This window comes from Oerskovia merdavium (genome assembly GCF_014836755.1).
GTDB classification, from domain to species: domain Bacteria; phylum Actinomycetota; class Actinomycetes; order Actinomycetales; family Cellulomonadaceae; genus Oerskovia; species Oerskovia merdavium.
On the sequence record NZ_JACSQF010000001.1, the window covers coordinates 89,047 to 107,750 of the forward strand.

Below are 18,704 nucleotides of genomic sequence, written 5' to 3' on the forward strand. Positions count from 1 at the left end.
GCGACGAGTGCCCGCCGGTCGCGACAGCGACGAGTGCCCGCCGGTCGCGACAGCGACGAGTGCCCGCCGGTCGCGACAGCGACGAGTGCCCGCCGGTCGCGACCGTCGTTTTCAGCACACTCTCAGAGAGTGCGGCTAGAGTTGCCGAGCCCGCCACTCCCGTGCTCGGCGCCGTGTTCACTCCCGGTCGTGCGCGGACACCCCCGAACGAAGGATTCTTGTGAAGCTCCGTACCTCTCGCGGCCTTGTCGCGATCGCCCTGGGGACCGCCCTCGTCCTGTCCGGTTGCGCTTCCGGCGACGGTGGCAGCGCCAGCCCTTCAGCCACCGAGTCGGCAGCAGCCAACGACACGGGTGTTCCGACCGAAGCCGACATCGCGGCACTCGACTCGGTCGTCGTGACCGGGACGGACGGGGACGCGACGCTCGCGTTCGACAAGGGCCTCACGGTCTCGACCACGACGAGCAAGGTCGTCACCGAGGGGGACGGCGACGAGGTCGCCGAAGGGGACCTCGTCACGATGCAGTACATCGTGTACCAGGGCAGCTCGGCGGAGCTGCTCGGTTCGACCTGGACCGATGACGCCGCAGAGTCGTTCACGGTCGGCGACGCGAGCTACGAGCTGCTGAACGACGCCCTGATCGGCCAGAAGGTCGGGGCCCAGGTCCTCGTCGCCTTCCCGAGCCAGGAGGACGACCAGACCACCGACACCCGCGTGAACCTCATCCAGATCGTCAGCACCAAGGACGTTCCGGACCGCGCCGAGGGCGAGGCCGTGACGCCGGCCGAGGGCCTGCCGGTCGTCACGCTGGACGACACGGGCAAGCCCAGCATCGACATCCCCGAGGGCTACGCCGACCCGACCGAGCTCGTCGTGCAGACGCTCATCAAGGGCTCCGGTCCGGAGGTCACCGCGGACCAGACCGTCACGACCCAGTACACGGGTTGGACGCTCGACGGTGAGTCCTTCGACTCCTCGTGGGAGAACGGCGCCCCGGCGACCTTCCCCCTGAGCGGTGTCATCGAGGGGTGGACCACCGGGCTCACGGGTCAGACCGTCGGCAGCCAGGTGCTGCTGGTCGTCCCCGCGGCGCTCGCCTACGGCGCTGAGGCCAGCGAGACGAACCCCCTCGCCGGCAAGACCTTGGTCTTCGTCGTCGACATCCTGGACGCCTCCTGATCTGCACCCCCTCCTGACGGCCCAGCCGTCCGGACCGTCGAAGGGCCGTCTCCCGCTCGCGGGAGGCGGCCCTTCTCGCGTGCTGGACGGGTGACGTCCGGTGCGGGCCGTCGGGCAGGGCACCTCACAGGGGCTGCCCCTAGGCTCTGTCCATGAGCACAGAGCGCGAAGTCATGACGTGGGAGCTTTTCGGCACCGCGTCCAGGCAGCTGGCCGAGCAGGTGGTCGCAGGCGGCTTCCAGCCCGACGTCGTGGTGGCGATCGCCCGCGGCGGACTGCTTCCCGGCGGGGCCGTGGCCTACGCGCTGGGCACCAAGGGCGTGGGGACGCTCAACGTGGAGTTCTACACGGACATCGGTCAGACGCTCGCCGACCCCCGCGTCCTCCCCCCGCTCATGGACACGTCGGAGCTCCCGGGGTCCAAGGTCCTCGTGGTCGACGACGTCGCGGACTCGGGCCGAACCCTCGCCCTGGTCATGGACCTGCTCGCCGAGCACGGCACCGAAGCACGTTCGGCCGTGCTGTACACCAAGCCGCGCACGATCCTGCAGCCGGATTTCTCCTGGAAGGAGACCGACAAGTGGATCACGTTCCCGTGGTCGGCTGAGCCCCCGGTCGAGGGCGCGCTGGCGCGGCCGAACGACTGAGTCGCTGACCGCCCGCGAGGTGCGGGTCGCCACCACCGGTTCGACCACCACGGTGGGCGGTGACACTCCGGGCGCCCGCACACACGCCAACGGCCGACGCCCCACCGCTCCTTCCGGAGCGGGGGGGGGGGCGGGCGCGCCCGTTCGTGGTCAGCCCGTGGTGACGGGCGGCGTCAGAAGTCCCAGTCGTCGTCCTCGGTGTTCACGGCCTTGCCGATCACGTAGGACGAGCCCGAGCCGGAGAAGAAGTCGTGGTTCTCGTCGGCGTTCGGTGACAGGGCGGACAGGATCGCCGGGTTGACGTCGGTCTCGTCCTTGGGGAACAGCGCCTCGTAGCCCAGGTTCATGAGGGCCTTGTTGGCGTTGTAGCGCAGGAACTTCTTGACGTCCTCGGTCAGGCCCACGCCGTCGTAGAGGTCTGCGGTGTACTGGACCTCGTTCTCGTAGAGCTCGAACAGGAGCTCGTACGTGTAGGCCTTCATCTCGTCGCGCTCCTCGGGGGTGAGCTTCTCGAGCCCCTTCTGGAACTTGTAGCCGATGTAGTACCCGTGCACTGCCTCGTCGCGGATGATGAGGCGGATGAGGTCGGCCGTGTTCGTGAGCTTGGCGCGGCTCGACCAGTACATGGGCAGGTAGAAGCCCGAGTAGAACAGGAAGGACTCGAGCAGCGTGCTCGCGACCTTGCGCTTGAGCGGCGAGTCGCCCTTGTAGTACTCCATGACGATCTCGGCCTTGCGCTGGAGGTTGGGGTTCTCCTCCGACCAGCGGAACGCCTCGTCGATCTCGCGCGTCGAGCACAGCGTCGAGAAGATCGACGAGTAGCTCTTGGCGTGCACGGACTCCATGAAGGCGATGTTCGTGTACACGGCCTCCTCGTGCGGGGTGATCGCGTCAGGGATGAGCGACACGGCGCCCACGGTGCCCTGGATGGTGTCCAGGAGCGTCAGGCCGGTGAAGACGCGCATGGTGAGCGTCTTCTCCTCCTCGGTGAGCGTGGCCCAGCTCTGGATGTCGTTCGAGACCGGCACCTTCTCGGGGAGCCAGAAGTTCCCGACGAGCCGGTCCCAGACCTCGGCGTCCTTGTCGTCGTCGAGACGGTTCCAGTTGATCGCGGACACGCGATCGATGAGCTTGAGCTTCCCAGTGGGTGACATGTCGTTCTTCTTCTTTCTCAGCACGGTGCCTGCGACGAGACGAGAGGTCCTGCGGGCGGCGGGAACGGGAGGGGCGCCGGTCGTGGTCGGGCCTGGCGGGGGCCGCGAGGCACGAGCGGCCCGGGAAGACCGGCGCCCCTCCCGTGGACGTCGCCGTCAGGCGACGAGGGCAATCACAGCATGCAGGAGACGCAACCCTCCACCTCGGTGCCTTCGAGCGCGAGCTGGCGCAGGCGGATGTAGTACAGGGTCTTGATGCCCTTGCGCCATGCGTAGATCTGCGCGCGGTTGACGTCGCGCGTGGTCGCGGTGTCCTTGAAGAACAGCGTGAGGCTCAGACCCTGGTCCACGTGCTGCGTCGCCGCGGCGTACGTGTCGATGATCTTCTCGTAGCCGATCTCGTACGCGTCCTGGTAGTACTCCAGGTTGTCGTTCGTCAGGTAGGGCGCCGGGTAGTAGACGCGCCCGATCTTGCCTTCCTTGCGGATCTCGATCTTGGCGGCGACCGGGTGGATCGACGAGGTCGAGTTGTTGATGTAGCTGATCGAGCCGGTCGGCGGGACGGCCTGGAGGTTCTGGTTGTAGATGCCGTGCTCCTTGACGGACGCGGCCAGCGCCTTCCAGTCCTCCTGCGTGGGGATGTGCACGCCGGCGGTCTCGAAGAGCTCCTTGACGCGCGGCGTCGCGGGCTCCCACACCTGGTCCGTGTACTTCTCGAAGTACTCGCCCGAGGCGTAGGTCGAGTCCTCGAACCCGCCGAACGCCCGGCCCCGCTCGATCGCGAGGCGGTTGCTCGCTGCGATCGCGTGGTAGGCCACGGTGTAGAAGTAGATGTTCGTGAAGTCGATGCCCTCTTCGGAGCCGTAGAAGACGCGCTCGCGAGCGAGGTACCCGTGCAGGTTCATCTGGCCGAGGCCGATCGCGTGCCCCGACTCGTTGGCGCGCTTGATCGACGGGACGGACTCGATGCTCGTCTGGTCGGACACGGCCGTCAGGGCGCGGATCGCGGTGTCGATGGTCTTGGCGAAGTCCGGCGAGTCCATCGTCTTGGCGATGTTGAGCGAGCCGAGGTTGCACGAGATGTCGCGGCCGACGTGGTCGTACGACAGGTCCTCGTTGAACGTCGAGGGCGTCGAGACCTGGAGGATCTCCGAGCACAGGTTCGAGTGCGTGATGCGGCCCTTGATGGGGTTCGCCTTGTTGACCGTGTCCTCGAACATGACGTACGGGTAGCCGGACTCGAACTGCAGCTCGGCGAGGGTCTGGAAGAACTCGCGGGCCTTGATCTTCGTCTTGCGGATGCGTGCGTCGTCGACCATCTCGTCGTACTTCTCGGTGACCGAGATGTCGGCGAAGGGCTTGCCGTAGACGCGCTCGACGTCGTACGGCGAGAACAGGTACATGTCCTCGTTCTTCTTCGCCAGGTCGAACGTGATGTCGGGGATGACCACACCGAGCGACAGCGTCTTGATGCGGATCTTCTCGTCGGCGTTCTCACGCTTGGTGTCGAGGAAACGCATGATGTCGGGGTGGTGCGCGTGCAGGTAGACCGCACCGGCGCCCTGGCGGGCACCGAGCTGGTTCGCGTAGGAGAAGGAGTCCTCGAGGAGCTTCATCACGGGGATGACGCCCGAGGACTGGTTCTCGATGTGCTTGATCGGGGCGCCGTGCTCACGGATGTTGCTCAGGAGCAGGGCCACGCCACCGCCACGCTTGGAGAGCTGCAGGGCCGAGTTGATGCCGCGCGCGATGGACTCCATGTTGTCCTCGATGCGCAGCAGGAAGCAGGACACGGGCTCGCCGCGCTGCGCCTTGCCGATGTTGAGGAACGTGGGGGTCGCGGGCTGGAAGCGACCGGCGACGATCTCCTCGACGATGTCGAGGGCCGTCTGCTCGTTGCCGTCGGCCAGACCGAGGGCGACCATGGACACGCGGTCCTCGAAGCGCTCGAGGTAACGCTTGCCGTCGAACGTCTTGAGCGTGTACGAGGTGTAGTACTTGAACGCGCCGAGGAACGTGTCGAAGCGGAACTTCTTGGAGTAGGCGAACTCGAACAAGGTCTTGACGAAGTCGCGGTCGTACTTGTCGAGGACCGCGGGGTCGTAGTACTTGTTCTCGACCAGGTACTCGAGCTTCTCCTCCAGGCTGTGGAAGAAGACCGTGTTCTGGTTCACGTGCTGCAGGAAGTACTGGCGCGCTGCCTGGCGGTCCTTGTCGAACTGGATCTCGCCGTCGGGGCCGTACAGGTTGAGCATCGCGTTGAGCGCGTGGTAGTCGAGCTCGACGCCCGCCGCCACCGTGCTCACGCTGGAATCCGTGACTGTCGTTGCCAAAATCGTCCCAATCCGTCGCGGACGCGCTCGACGTCCTCGGCTGTTCCCAGAAGTTCGAAGGCGTACAGGTAAGGCACCTGGCACTTCGAGGAGATGATGTCGCCGGCGATGCAGTAGGCCTCGCCGAAGTTGGTGTTGCCCGCGGCGATGACGCCGCGGATCAACGACCGGTTGTGTGAGTCGTTCAAGAACTTGATGACCTGGCGGGGCACTGCCCCGCCCTCGTTGCCGCCGCCGTACGTCGGGACCATCAGGACGTAGGGCTCGTCGACCCGCAGGAACTCGTCCTTGGGTCGCAGCGGGATGCGGTGGACCGTGTGGCCACGGTCCTCGAGGCCCAGTCGCTGGACGAACCGGTGGGTGTTGTCCGACGCGCTGGAGAAGTAGACGAGCGATCCCATGTCACACCTCGCAGCGGGGACCGGTGGGACGAGCTGGTCAGGCGACGGGAGCGACCTTCGCCGCGAGAGCGTTGATCTGGTCGGGGCGGAAGCCCGACCAGTGCTCGTCGCCCGCGATGACGACGGGCGCCTGCAGGTAGCCGAGGCCGCGCACGAGCTCGAGTGCCTCGGCGTCCTGGCTGATGTCCACGACGGAGTACTCGATGCCCTTCTTGTCGAGGGCGCGGTACGTCGCGTCGCACTGAACGCAAGCCGGCTTGCTGTAGACCGTGATGCTCATCTGGTCAGTCTCCTCGGGTAGGGGATCGAGCTTCCAGCGGGGGCGCTCAGGCCGACTCCCTGCTGGGGTCCTGACCTCGAAGAACGCTGGTGGAACTACGACCGTGTGGTTTGCCGGGGAGACGATCGCTCCCTGGTGTTGACCACTATACCTAGTGGGCGGGCTCCGCGCTCGGCACTAGATGTCGTGGTCTGACGATCTTCGCCGCCTCCTCCTCGAGACGTGTCGAAGTGTGCTACAAGCACGGATCCATCCTCCCAGGAGGCACTGACACTCCCCCGGATGCACCCCGTCGTCCACCGGTCCCGGAGCCCGAGAACGGCTTGTCCGAGCGGTCCCGAGGACTTCTCCACAGCTTGTGGAGGGCGTCCGTCCACATGCTGTGCAGAGCGCGCGAGGGGGGCCGGCAGGCAGACCAACCCCACCTCGGCGCCACACCCGGCGCCGCACCGAACCAGACAAGCCGGACACGAATTCTCCCGCGTGTCATGTTCCGTCGGCGTGTCGCGCCACGGCCGCGACGGGTGCGAGATAGATCACCGGCGCCTGTCGCGACCTCCAGCGGCCCACGCCCGGTCGGCACGCCGGTGCCCGGGACCGGCCCCGGGCACCGGCGTCCTCGACGCCCGTCAGCCGATCTCCGCCACCCCCGGCAGCACCGAGGTCGTCACGAGCCGGCGGTACCAGTGCGCCGAGTCCTTCCACGTGCGCTCGAGCGTGTCGTAGTCGACGCGGATGATGCCGAACCGGCGGTCGTAGCCGTAGCCCCACTCGAAGTTGTCGAGCAGCGACCACGCGAAGTACCCGCGCACGTCGGCCCCCTCGTCGATCGCAGCACCCACCGCGTCGATGTGGTCGTGCAGGTACGCGACACGACGGTCGTCGTGCACCCGCGCCGTCCCGTCGGCACCGATCGAGACCTCGTCGTCGAACGCCGCGCCGTTCTCGGTGACCATCAGGGGCTGGCCCGGGTACGCCCGGTGCACCGAGAGGAGCAGCTCGGTCATCCCGGCGGGCTCGATGTTCCAGCCCATCGCGGTGTACGGGCCCGCCTGCGTCACGAACTCGACGTCGTCGACCCCGATCCACGGGCTGTGGCTCGACGCGCCGTGGCCGTCGTTCTCCGCGCGCTCGCCGTCGCCCGCGAAGTGGCGCACCTTGGTCGTCGAGTAGTAGTTGATGCCGAGCACCGACAGGGGCTGCCGGACGATCTCGAGGTCACCGTCCTGGACGAACGACCAGTCGGTCACGTGCGCGGTGTCGGCGAGCAGGTCGGCCGGGTAGGCGCCGTCGAGCAGCGGGCCGAGGAACGCCCGGTTGGCGAGCCCGTCGATCGTGCGCACCGCGTCGAGGTCGGCCTCCGACGTCGGGTCGTCGGGCCGGATCACGTGCAGGTTGAGGGTGATCGAGGTCTGGACGTCCTGCCCCAGCTCGTCGCGGATGGCGAGGCACGCGAGCCCGTGGGCGAGGTTGAGGTGGTGCACGGCCGCGAGCGCCGCGACGGGCTCGGTGCGCCCCGGGGCGTGCACGCCCGAGCCGTAGCCGAGGTAGGCCGAGCACCAGGGCTCGTTGAGCGTGGTCCACACGTCGATCCGGTCGCCGAGCTCGCGGGCCATGCGGCGCGCGTACCCGGCGAACGCGTGGGCGGTCTCGCGGTTCGCCCAGCCGCCGCGGTCCTCGAGCTCCTGCGGGAGGTCCCAGTGGTAGAGCGTCACGACGGGCTTGATGCCTGCGTCGAGGAGCGCGTCGACGAGCCGCGAGTAGAACGCGATGCCCTCGGGGTTGAACTCTCCTGTGCCGCCGGGCTGGACGCGCGACCAGGAGATCGAGAACCGGTAGGCGCCGAGCCCGAGGTCCTTGATGTGCTGCACGTCCTCGGCCCACCGGTGGTAGTGGTCGTCGGCCACGTCGCCCGTGTCGCCGTTCAGCGTGCGGCCGGGGGTGTGGGAGTAGGTGTCCCAGATGGACGGCCCACGCCCGCCCTCGGCGGCGGCTCCCTCGATCTGGTAGGCCGCGGTGGCCGACCCCCACAGGAAGTCGGTCGGGAAGGTGCGCGGCGCGGGGGCCTGCGCTGGGGACGGTGCGGGTCCGGTGTCCTGCCGGGTAGCGACGTTGCTCACGGTGTTCCTTCGGTGGTTCGGGATGGACGGTCCGCGACAGCGTGGGAGCGCTCTCACGTATCGATTCGATCAGGGTACCCACGCGTGGGGGCGACGTCGAGGCCCGGGGTGGGCAGCGCCGTCGGGCCGGGTCCTTCGCCCGACGGCGCCGCTCGCCCCTGCCCCGACGTCACCCGCGCAGCGACGCGGGAGGGCAGGTCAGACGGACAGCTCGACGCTCCCCGCGCCCTCGGCGCGGACGACCTGCTCGCCGACCTGCACGGCCCACGGCGCCCGGGCGTCGTCCGAGGTGACCATGACCCGCCCGCCCTCGCGGCGCGTGCGGAACGTCGTCGGCGCGCCCGTCTCGGACGGGACCGTGGTCGTCGAGTCGTGCCCGTCGGGCAGCTCGAACAAGCGCAGGGTCACGCCGTCGGCCCACTCGTAGTCCGGGCGGTCCGTGCACGCACCCACGGGCAGCACCGTGCCCGGACGGACCAGCAGCGGCAGCGAGTCGAACCCGTGCCGCTCGCTCACCCACCGCGGCCCGGAGACCGGGCGCCCGTCGAGGAGGTTCGTCCAGCGCCCCTCCGGGACGTAGTACTCGACGTCGCCCTCGGTGCTGAACACCGGGGCGACGAGCAGCGCGTCGCCCAGCATGTACTGGGTGTCCACGCCGGCCGTCCCCCGGTCCTGCGGGAACTCGAGCATCATGGGCCGCATCATCGGGACCCCCTGCCCGTGCGCCTCCCCCGCCACCCGGGCCAGGTACGGCATGAGCGACATCTTGAGCCGTGTGAAGGCCCGGGTGACGTCCACGGCCTCGTCGTCGAACGCCCACGGCACGCGGTAGGAGTCCGAGGCGTGCAGGCGGCTGTGCGAGGACAGCAGGCCGAACGCGGCCCAGCGCTTGAAGACCGCGGGGTCCGGCGTGCCCTCGAAGCCCCCGATGTCGTGGCTCCAGTACCCGAACCCCGACAGCGCGAGCGAGAGCCCGCCGCGCAACGACTCGGCCATCGACGCGTAGGTCGACTCGCAGTCCCCGCCCCAGTGGACCGGGAACTGCTGCCCGCCCGCGGTCGCCGAGCGGGCGAAGAGCACGGCCTCGCCCTCGCCGCGCTCGGCCCGCAGCAGCTCGAACACGGCCTCGTTGTACAGGTGCGCGTAGTAGTTGTGCATGCGCTGCGGGTCCGACCCGTCGTGCCACACCACGTCCGTGGGGATCCGTTCGCCGAAGTCGGTCTTGAAGCAGTCCACGCCCTGGTCCAGCAGGCCCTTGAGCTGCGCGAGGTACCAGGCCTTCGCGTCCGGGTTCGTGAAGTCGACGAGCGCCATGCCCGCCTGCCACATGTCCCACTGCCAGACGTCGCCCGCGGGCGTCAGCACCAGGTACCCCTTCTCGCGCCCCTCGACGAACAGGTGCGAGCGCTGGGCGATGTACGGGTTGATCCACGCCGAGATCCGCAGCCCCTTGGCACGCAGCCGCGCGAGCATGCCCTCGGGATCGGGGAACGTCGCCGGGTCCCACACGAAGTCGCACCAGTGGAACTGCCGCATCCAGAAGCAGTCGAAGTGGAAGACGCTCAACGGGATCTCGCGCTCTGCCATGCCGTCGATGAACGAGGTCACGGTGCCCTCGTCGTAGTCCGTGGTGAACGACGTCGACAGCCACAGGCCGAACGACCACGCGGGCACCTTGGCGGGCCGGCCCGTGAGGGCGGTGTACCGGCTCAGGATCTCCTTGGGCGTCGCCCCGTAGATGACGTAGTACTGGAGGGCCTCGCCCACGACCGAGAACTGCGTGCGCGAGACCACCTCGGTGCCCACCTCGAACGAGACCCGCTCGGGATGGGCCACGAACACGCCGTAGCCCGCGTCCGACAGGTAGAACGGGACGTTCTTGTACGCCTGGTCGCTCGCCGTCCCGCCGTCCTCGTTCCAGATGTCGACCGACTGCCCGTTCTTGACCAGGGCGCCGAAGCGCTCGCCCAGGCCGTACAGGTGCTCGCCCACGCCGATCGTGAGCTGCTCGCGGACGTGATGGGCGCCGTCGGGCGTCGTGACGACCCCGACGCTGCGGTCCGTCGAGCTCGTCAGGACCCTGCCGTCGGCCACGAAGTCCACGCGCCAGCCGCCGTCGGTCGCGACCCGCGCCGCGAGCCTGCCCGAGGTCAGCGACGCGCCGTGCTCCCCCTCGACGAGGGGCAGGACGACCTTGGAGTCCCCCGACGCGCGCGCGACCTCGAAGTGCGGGCCCGGGTCCCGCCGCCCCTGGTGGTGCTCGATGCGCACCCCCACGACGTCGTCCATGGGTGCGTCGAACGACACCGTGACGAGCGGCCGGTTGAGCGTGTCACCACGCGTCAGGATCGGCGCCGTGGGCGCGTACACCACGAGTCGGCCGGCGTCGTCGACGACCTCGTCGACCGACTGCGGCCGCAGCAGCGTCACGCCCGGCAGCAGCTTCCAGTAACCATCCGTGAACTTCATGAGTTCCTCTCGATCAGGACGACGGCGTCGTCGGCCGCGAGGACGACCTCGCCGGCGGCAGGTGGGAGCCCGGTCAGGAGGTCGACGACCTCGGACCCGGGATGACGTGGGGGGACGGACGACCCCGGGAGCAGGTCCTCCACGCGGACGCGGACCGTGCCCCGGCCGTGGTTGAGCACGAAGAGCGCGTCGCCGCGCCGGACGACCTCGACGCCGGGGAGGCGCACCGCGGGCGCGGCCCCCTCGACGCCCGCCTCGGCGAGCGCCTGCCGCACCACGTCCGCGAGGGCGTCCTGCGGTGGCACGGTCCCGACGTACCAGGCCGCGCCCGAGCCCGGGCGGCGGTGACGCGTGATCGCCGGGGCCCCGTCGAGGTGTCCGCCCCGGAACGACGCGAGCACCTCGGCGCCCTCGGAGCGCAGCAGCTCGCCGAGGACCTCGGCCCGGAAGGAGCCCGGCCGCCCCGGCGCCGCCGCCGCCCAGACGACCTCCGCGCCGTCGTCGGGAAGCGGGACCCACTCCTCGCCGCTGACCCCGACGACGTCCCGCAGCAGGGCGGGGAAGCGTCCGGTCCGCACGTGCGCGGACTCGTCGGCGACCCCTCCGAACGGGCCGAGCACGAGCGTCCCGCCCCGCGCGACGTGCTCGCGCAACGTGTCCGCCGCGGGCTCGGTGAGCAGGTACAGCTGCGGCGCGAGCACGACGTCGTACCCCGACAGGTCCTGACCCGGGCGGGCGACGTCGACCGCGACGCCGTCCTCCCACAGCGGGCGGTACCAGGACCGGAGCTGCGCCAGGGCGTCGAGCCGGTCGGTCGGCAGGGCCTCGCCCTGCGACGCCCACCAGCTCGGCCAGTCGAACAGGATCGCGACCCGTGCCCCGACGCGCGAGCCGACGACGGGCCGCAGCCTCGCGAGGTCCGCGCCCAGGCGCCGGACCCCCTGGTGCGCGCGGGTCTCGGGGCCCGCGTGCGGGAGCATGGCCGAGTGGAACCGCTCGGGCCCCTTGGTCGCGGCCCGCCACTGGAAGAAGCAGATCGCGTCGGCCCCGCGGGCCACGGCCTGCAGCGACTCGAGCCGCGACCGTCCGGGCGACTTGGTGAGGTTGTGCGGGCGCCAGCTCACGGCGCCTGCCGCCTGCTCCATGAGGACCCAGGGGCGACCGCGCCCGAGCGAACGCATGAGGTCGTGCGTGAGCGCCGACGTGCTCGCGGCGTGCGGGTCGGTCGGGTCGGGGTACGCGTCGTCCGCGACCACGTCCAGGTCCTCGGCCCACGACCAGTAGTCGACGAGCGCGAAGAAGCCCATGAAGTTCGTCGTCACGGGCCGCACGGGGTCGATCTCGCGGATCAGGTCGCGCTGCTCGCGGAACAACGACCGCAGGGCGTCGGACGAGTAGCGGCGGAAGTCCAGGACCTGGGTCGGGTTGAGGTGGTAGGGCGCCCGGCGAGGAGGGGTGATCTCCTCCCACCGCCCGTAGTGCTGCGACCAGACCGAGGTCCCCCACGCCTCGTTGAGCGCCGTGAGCGAGCCGTAGCGCTCGCGCAGCCACCCCCGGAACGCCACCGCCGACTCCTCGCCGTGGCAGACCTGACCGAACTCGTTCCCCACGTGCCACATCCGGACCGCAGGGTGCTCGGCGTACCGCTCGACGAGGTCACGGGTGATCGCGAGCGCGTGCTCCCGGTAGACGCGCGAGGCCGGGCTGAACTGGTTGCGCGAGCCCCACCCCAGGCGCACGCCGTCCGCGTCGACCGGCAGCGTCTCCGGGTGCAGGTTCCCGAGCCAGGGCGGTGGCGAGGCCGTCGGTGTCGCGAGGTCCACCGCGATGCCGTGCGCGTGCAGGAGGTCGAGGACCTCGTCCATCCAGGCGAAGTCCCGCACGCCCGGCTGCGGCTCGTAGCGCGACCAGCTGAAGACCCCGACGGTCACGAGGTTGACCCCCGCCTGCCGCATGAGCCGGACGTCCTCGCGCCACACGGCAGGGTCCCACTGCTCGGGGTTGTAGTCACCGCCGAACAGGATCCCGAGCTCGGTCGTCAGCGGGGCGAGCCCGGGGGCCGGGTCCGTGCCCGGGGACGGGCGACCGCCGGCGCGGTCAGGGGTCAGTAGCGTCATTGCCTCTCCTGGTCTCCACTTCATCGAAGCGGTTCAACACGCTAGTCTGACGGCCGAGGTCCTGTCCAGCGTCTTCGCGAGACGCATCGTCGAACACGGCCTCCGGGACAGCCTCTGTCCACCCTGCTGCCACGAGGAGGCAAACCGCATGATCGCGCGGCAAGACGAGCGCCGAGGCTCGCCGAGCGGCCCGTTCGACAGATGGTCGCTCGTGGACGATCAGCCCGCCGAGAAGTGGGTCGAAGCGCTTCCGGTGGGCAACGGGAGGATCGGCGCCATGTGCTTCGGCAGGATCGGCACCGAGCGGCTCCAGGTCAACGACGCGACCGTGTGGTCCGGCACCGGGACCGAACCTCTCCCCCACGACGGGGCCGTGGGCACCGGTGCGCGCCCCCCGGCCTGGACGCCCGACGCGCCACGGGCCCACGGACCCGCGCACCTCGCCGCGGTCCGGGAGGCCGTCGCGGCAGGAGACGCCCACCGCGCCGAGCGGCTCCTGCAAGACGTGCAGACCCCGTACGCGCAGGCCTACCTCCCGTTCGTCGACGTCTGGGTGACCGTCGAAGCCGCCGGAGGGACGGGCGCGGCCGGGCGGCCGCACGGACTCGACCAGCTCGACGCACCGACCGCACCCGCGACGAGCCAGGCTGCCGGCTACGCGCGACGGCTCGACCTGGACGAGGCCGTCGCGTCGCACGAGTACTCTCTGCCGGGGTCGGTGCGGCCGGGCCCCGACGTCCGTCACGAGACGTGGGTCAGCGCCGCCGACCACGTGCTCGTCCATACGGTCACGTCCAGCGCACCGAGCATCCTCGCGGTCCGCGTCTCGAGCGTCCTGCGGGCGGCGTCGGTCGCCGCCCCCCGCGCGACCGCTGCCCCCGGTGCGGCCCCCGGTCTCGCCGAGGCCCGCAACGACCTCTCCTGCGGAGTGCTCCGGCACGAGGTGCAGCTCCCGGTCGACGTCGCTCCGGGCCACGAGAGCGTCGAGGTCCCGGTGCGGTACGCCGACGGCGGGCGGCACGCGGTCGCGGTCGTCGCCGCCCCCGGTGCGCGGGTCGAGGAGGGCCTGCTCGTCCTGCCCGCGGCGCGGCGGCACGTGCTCGTCGTCGCGACCGCGACCTCGCAGGACCCGACGGCCGCGGGACCTGGCTCGCGAGCCGACGCGTCCGCGCGCGCGACAGCGAGCGCCGTCGCGGCCCTCGGGGACCGGGGAACCGCCGGGGGGTCGGGCACCGCGACGGAGGACCAGGTCGCAGGCGTCGTCGAACGACTTCGACGCCGCCACGTCGACGAGCACCGTCGCCTCTTCGACCGGGTCCGGCTCCGGCTCGGGCCGGCCCCCGCACGAGTGGAAGCGACCGGGACCGCGACGACGGGCACCGCGTCGACCGCGCACCACCTGCGGCGCCCGGCCGCCGTCGCGGCGACGCCGGCCGACGCGGCGGACCCCACGCTGGCCGCGCTCGCCTTCCACTACGGTCGCTACCTCCTGATCTCGAGCTCGCGACCCGGAGGGCTCCCCGCGACCCTGCAGGGCCTGTGGAACGACGAGCTCCCGGCGCCGTGGAGCAGCAGCTACACGCTCAACATCAACACGCCCATGAACTACTGGGCGGCCGAGACCACGGGCCTCGCCGAGTGCCACGAACCTCTGCTCGACCTGACCGCGCGGATCGCCCGGGGCACCGGGGCCCGCGCGGCCGCGATGCTCTACGGCACGCGCGGGTGGGTCGCGCACCACAACACCGACGCCTGGGGGCACGCCTGGCCCGTGGGCGCGGGGCACGGCGACCCCGCCTGGGCGAGCTGGGCGCTGGGAGGGACCTGGCTCGCACGCCACGTCTGGGACCACTACGTGTTCGCCCCCGACCCGGACTACCTGCGCGACGTGGCATGGCCCGTCCTCGAGGGAGCGGGGCTCTTCGCGCTCGACTGGATCTGCACCGACGTCCCGCGCGACGCCGACGGGTTCGTCGGGGCGCCACGCCGCGCCTGGACGTCACCGTCGACGTCCCCCGAGAACCACTACGTCGGGCCCGACGGCGACCCCGTCGCCGTCGCGACGTCGGTCACCATGGACGTCGCCCTGCTGCGCGACCTCGCGGCGTCGTGCCGCGCCGCGCACACCGCGCTCGTGGAGCCGGGCGGCCCGGAGCGGGGCGCTCCCGGGTGGCTGGCCGACCTCGAGACCGCGGTCGCGCTCCTCCCGTCCCCCCGGGTGGGGGCCGGCGGGGGCCTGCTCGAGTGGGCCGAGGACCTGCCCGAGGCCGAGCCCGAGCACCGGCACCTCTCGCACCTCGTGGGACTGTTCCCCCTGGGGAGCCTGACCCCCGAGGAGCACCCCGACCTGTGCCGGGCCGCGGCGCGGAGCCTCGACCTGCGCGGCCCCGAGTCGACCGGTTGGTCCCTCGCCTGGCGGGCCGCGCTGTGGGCCCGGCTCGGGCGCGGCGACCGGGCCCACGACCAGGTGCGGCTCGCGCTGCGGACGGTCGCGTCGCCGTCGGACCCGCTGGAGAGCGGGCCCGCCCCGCACCGCGGCGGGCTCTACCCGAACCTCTTCAGCGCGCACCCGCCGTTCCAGATCGACGGGAACCTGGGCCTCACGGCCGCGATCGCCGAGATGCTCCTCCAGAGCCACACCGACCACCTGGACCTGCTGCCCGCGCTGCCCGAGGCCTGGCCCCAGGGCGAGGTCGACGGGCTGCGAGCACGTGGCGGGATCCTCGTGGGGATCACCTGGCGGGACATGCGCGTGACCGAGGTCCGGTTGACCGCTCCCCCGACGCGCGCCGTCCGCTTCCGGCTGCGCACCGCGGACGGGCGCCGTGCCGACGTCGACCTCGCGCCCGGCGCTAGGGTTGCCCTCGGGCACGAGGCTCTCGGCGCGTCCTGCACGTCCTCCGCCACGGACCCGACCCCCTCCCAGGACCCCGCCGGCCATGCCGCCGGACCACCCGCCGGGGGGCCGCCGTCCCCTGCCGTCCCCGCCCGAGAAGGAGCACACCGTGGCCACGATCGATGACGTCGCGAAGACCGCCGGGGTCTCCGCCTCGACCGTCTCCTACGTCCTGTCGGGCAAGCGCCCGATCTCCGCGGCGACGCGGCACCGGGTCGAGCGTGCGATCGAGCAGCTCGGCTACCGACCCCACGCGGGGGCGCGCGCCCTGGCCTCGGCACGCACCAACGTCATCGCACTCATGGCGCCGCTGCGCGTGGGCGTCAACGTCGGGGTCATCATGCAGTTCGTCGCCGGGGTCGTGACGAGCGCGCGGGCGGTCGACCACGACGTCCTGCTCCTGACCCAGGACGACACCACGGGCCTCGACCGGGTCGCGAGCGGCTCGATGGTCGACGCCCTGGTCATGATGGACGTCGAGGACGACGATCCCCGCATCCCGGTCCTGGTGGGCCTCAAGCAGCCGACCGTGCTGATCGGGCTCCCCCGCGACCCCGCGGGCCTGAGCTGCGTGGACCTGGACTTCGAGGCCGCGGGGCGCACCGCGGTCCGGCACCTGCTCGACCAGGGGCACCGGCACGTCGCGCTGATCGGCTCGCCGCCCGCGGTGCTCGAGCGGCACACGTCCTACGCCGAGCGCATGCTGCGCGGGTTCACCACGGCGTGCGAGCAGGCCGGCGCGACGTACGCGATCGAGCCCGCCGAGTCGTCCGTGGCCGGGGCGTACGACGCGGTCGACCGGCTGCTCGACGCGATGCCGGGCGTCACGGGCGTCGTCGTGCACAACGAGGTCGCCCTGCCGCACGTGCTCGCGCACCTGCGCGAGCGCGGCAAGTCGGTGCCCGAGGACGTCTCGGTCGTGGCCGTGTGCCCCACCGACGTGGCTCTCGCGATGCAGTCCCCCGTGACGAGCGTCGACATCCCGGCCGAGGCGATCGGCCGGGTCGCGGTCGAGATGGTCGTGGCGCGCCTCGGGGGCGACCAGCCGGCCGAGACCAGGCTGCTCGCCCCCGTGCTGACCGACCGTGGCAGCACCCGCAGGGCGCCGCGGTAGCCGCCGGTCGTTCGTCCGGAGCCGTCAGTTCACCCCTTGATGGCCCCGAAGATCACGCCCTTGGTGAAGTGCCGCTGGACGAACGGGTAGATCGCGAGGATCGGGATCACGGCCAGGACCATGACGGCCATCTTGACCGGCAGTCCCGTCACGGCCCCCGCCGCGACGTCCACCTGGTTGACCCCGCTGCCCGGCAGGGTCACGCCCTGGAGCACGTACGAGCGCAGCACGAGCTGGAGCGGCCACTTGGCGTTGTCGTTGATGTAGAGCATCGCGTTGAAGAACGCGTTCCAGTAGCCGACCCCGTAGAACAGCGCGACGACCGCGATCGACGCCTTGGACATGGGCATGACGATCCGGCCCAGGATGCGCCAGTCCCCCGCGCCGTCGATGCGCGCGGCGTCGGTGATGCTCCGGTCGATGCCCATGAAGAAGGCACGCAGGATGAGCACGTTGAACGCCGACACCGCGCCCGGCAGGATCAGCGACCAGTACGTGTCGATGAGCCCGAGCGCGCTGACCAGCAGGTAGGTCGGGATCATGCCTGCCCCGAAGAACATGGTCACGAGCAGCGTGAACAGCAGCGGGCGGTGCCCGAACGAGCCCGGACGGCTCAGCCCGTAGGCCGCGAGGACCGACACCGACGTGGACAGCAGCGTGCCCACGAGCGTGACACCGATGCTCACGAGCGCGGCCTGCGTGACGATCCCGCCCGCGAGGATCTGCGAGTACGCGCTCAGGCTCAGCGACCCGGGGATCGTGACCAGGCCCCCCGAGCGCGTGATGTCGGCCTGCGAGGACAGCGACGTGAGGATGATCGTGTAGAGCGGGAAGACCACCACGAACACGATCGCGGCGAGGATCACCACCTTGGCGACGGCCCCCACGGGGTGCGGGTCGCCCTCCCACGGGGCGCGGTGCTTGGACCGCCGGCGCCGCTTGAGGGGCGTGGCTCCGCCCGACGCGCCGGGGGTCGCTCGGCCGGGATCGCCCGGGGCGCCCGTGGTGTCGGGCCCGCTGCGCGGGGCCCGGTCCGCGTTCGTCGTGGTGCTCATGCTCGCTTGTACACTCCCGCTTCTCCGAAGACGTGCGCCAGCTTGTTCGCGCCGAGGACCAGCAGCAGGGAGACGATCCCCTTGACCAGCCCTGCAGCGGCCGCGAAGGCCCAGTCGCCGTTGACGACGCCCTGGTAGTAGACGAACGTGTCGATGACCTCGGACACGCCCGCCCCGACGGCTCCTCGCTGGAGGATGAGCTGCTCGAACCCGACCGTGAGCGCGTCGCCCAGGCGCAGGATGAGCAGCAGGATGATGACGGGCCGCAGCGCGGGCAGCGTGATGTGCCACATGCGGCGCCACCGGCCCGCGCCGTCCATGGCCGAGGCCTCGTACAGCGCCGGGTCCACGGTGCTGAGCGCGGCGAGGAAGATGATGATCCCCCAGCCCGCGTCCTTCCACACGGACTGCGCCGTGATGAGCAGCAGGAACGTGTCGGGGTTCGTCATGAGGTCGAACCCCTGGTGCCCGGCCGCCGCGAGGTGCTGGTTGATGAAGCCGGCCCCGCCGAAGATCTGCTGGAAGATCGTCACGACGAGCACCCAGGAGAAGAAGTGCGGCAGGTAGACGATCGACTGGATCATGGTCCGCACGCCCGGTGTCACGACGCTGTTGAGCAGGAGCGCGAGGACGATCGGGACGGGGAAGAAGAACACGAGCTGGAACGCCGTGATCGTCAGGGTGTTGACGATCGCGTCGAGGAAGAGCGGGTCGGTGAAGATGCGCTCGAAGTTGGCCCACCCGATGAACGGGCTGCCACCGATCCCGACGTAGGGCGAGTAGTCCTGCCACGCGACGACGTTGCCGAGCATGGGGACGTACGCGAAGACGACCAGCAGGATCACCGCGGGCAGCGTCATGAGGATCAGCGACCGGTCACGCCGGAGGCGGACCCGCCAGGGGATCTTGCGGACCGCCGGGACGGGCGGGGCTGCGGG

The 18,704-nt window shown here is 70.8% G+C and carries 13 protein-coding genes; 4 read left to right on the plus strand and 9 right to left on the minus strand.

Annotated features, from left to right (window positions below; genetic code table 11):
• Positions 1-220: 220 nt before the first annotated feature.
• Positions 221-1,180 carry an FKBP-type peptidyl-prolyl cis-trans isomerase gene (locus H9641_RS00295; RefSeq protein WP_191799966.1) on the plus strand — a complete coding sequence of 320 codons (960 nt, stop codon included), beginning with the start codon at positions 221-223 and terminating at the stop codon, positions 1,178-1,180.
• Between the two features lie 152 nt (positions 1,181-1,332).
• Positions 1,333-1,827, plus strand: coding sequence for a phosphoribosyltransferase (locus H9641_RS00300; protein ID WP_191799968.1), 495 nt, complete (start codon positions 1,333-1,335; stop codon positions 1,825-1,827).
• A gap of 173 nt (positions 1,828-2,000) precedes the next feature.
• Here H9641_RS00300 and nrdF read toward each other — a convergent pair whose 3' ends face one another.
• The 7 genes from nrdF to H9641_RS00335 all read right to left on the minus strand — a co-directional run bounded on the left by nrdF (position 2,001) and on the right by H9641_RS00335 (position 12,701).
• Complete coding sequence (gene nrdF, locus H9641_RS00305; RefSeq protein ID WP_056646237.1) at positions 2,001-2,981, minus strand: class 1b ribonucleoside-diphosphate reductase subunit beta; 981 nt, start codon at positions 2,979-2,981, stop codon at positions 2,001-2,003.
• A gap of 173 nt (positions 2,982-3,154) precedes the next feature.
• A complete protein-coding gene (gene nrdE / locus H9641_RS00310; RefSeq protein WP_225219743.1) occupies positions 3,155-5,314 on the minus strand; it encodes a class 1b ribonucleoside-diphosphate reductase subunit alpha in 2,160 nt (719 codons plus the stop codon).
• Positions 5,284-5,715: a class Ib ribonucleoside-diphosphate reductase assembly flavoprotein NrdI gene (gene nrdI, locus H9641_RS00315; RefSeq protein WP_191799970.1), complete on the minus strand. Its 432-nt coding sequence runs from the start codon at positions 5,713-5,715 to the stop codon at positions 5,284-5,286. Before nrdI ends, nrdE begins: the two co-directional genes overlap by 31 nt.
• 37 nt (positions 5,716-5,752) lie before the next feature.
• Positions 5,753-5,995 (minus strand): glutaredoxin-like protein NrdH, encoded by a 243-nt coding sequence (nrdH, locus tag H9641_RS00320; protein WP_191799972.1) that lies wholly within the window; start codon positions 5,993-5,995, stop codon positions 5,753-5,755.
• Positions 5,996-6,624: 629 nt separating this feature from the next.
• Positions 6,625-8,115, minus strand: a complete 1,491-nt coding sequence (locus H9641_RS00325) for a GH1 family beta-glucosidase (protein WP_191799974.1) — start codon at positions 8,113-8,115, stop codon at positions 6,625-6,627.
• 198 nt (positions 8,116-8,313) lie between these two features.
• The gene (yicI, locus tag H9641_RS00330) at positions 8,314-10,584 is read right to left on the minus strand and encodes an alpha-xylosidase (RefSeq protein ID WP_191799976.1); all 2,271 of its coding nucleotides are present in this window, start codon (positions 10,582-10,584) and stop codon (positions 8,314-8,316) included.
• Complete coding sequence (locus tag H9641_RS00335; RefSeq protein WP_191799978.1) at positions 10,581-12,701, minus strand: beta-galactosidase; 2,121 nt, start codon at positions 12,699-12,701, stop codon at positions 10,581-10,583. Before H9641_RS00335 ends, yicI begins: the two co-directional genes overlap by 4 nt.
• Before the next feature lie 148 nt (positions 12,702-12,849).
• Between H9641_RS00335 and H9641_RS00340 the strand changes: the two genes are divergently transcribed.
• Together H9641_RS00340 and H9641_RS00345 are read left to right on the plus strand one after the other, a co-directional pair.
• The gene (locus H9641_RS00340; protein WP_191799980.1) at positions 12,850-15,723 is read left to right on the plus strand and encodes a glycosyl hydrolase family 95 catalytic domain-containing protein; all 2,874 of its coding nucleotides are present in this window, start codon (positions 12,850-12,852) and stop codon (positions 15,721-15,723) included.
• Positions 15,707-16,711, plus strand: a complete 1,005-nt coding sequence (locus tag H9641_RS00345; protein WP_068625367.1) for a LacI family DNA-binding transcriptional regulator — start codon at positions 15,707-15,709, stop codon at positions 16,709-16,711. Before H9641_RS00340 ends, H9641_RS00345 begins: the two co-directional genes overlap by 17 nt.
• 29 nt (positions 16,712-16,740) lie before the next feature.
• Here H9641_RS00345 and H9641_RS00350 read toward each other — a convergent pair whose 3' ends face one another.
• Positions 16,741-17,766, minus strand: a complete 1,026-nt coding sequence (locus H9641_RS00350) for a carbohydrate ABC transporter permease (RefSeq protein ID WP_068625368.1) — start codon at positions 17,764-17,766, stop codon at positions 16,741-16,743.
• The gene (locus H9641_RS00355) at positions 17,763-18,671 is read right to left on the minus strand and encodes an ABC transporter permease (protein WP_231907548.1); all 909 of its coding nucleotides are present in this window, start codon (positions 18,669-18,671) and stop codon (positions 17,763-17,765) included. The genes H9641_RS00350 and H9641_RS00355 overlap by 4 nt, the downstream gene beginning before the upstream one ends.
• Positions 18,672-18,704 lie beyond the last annotated feature (33 nt).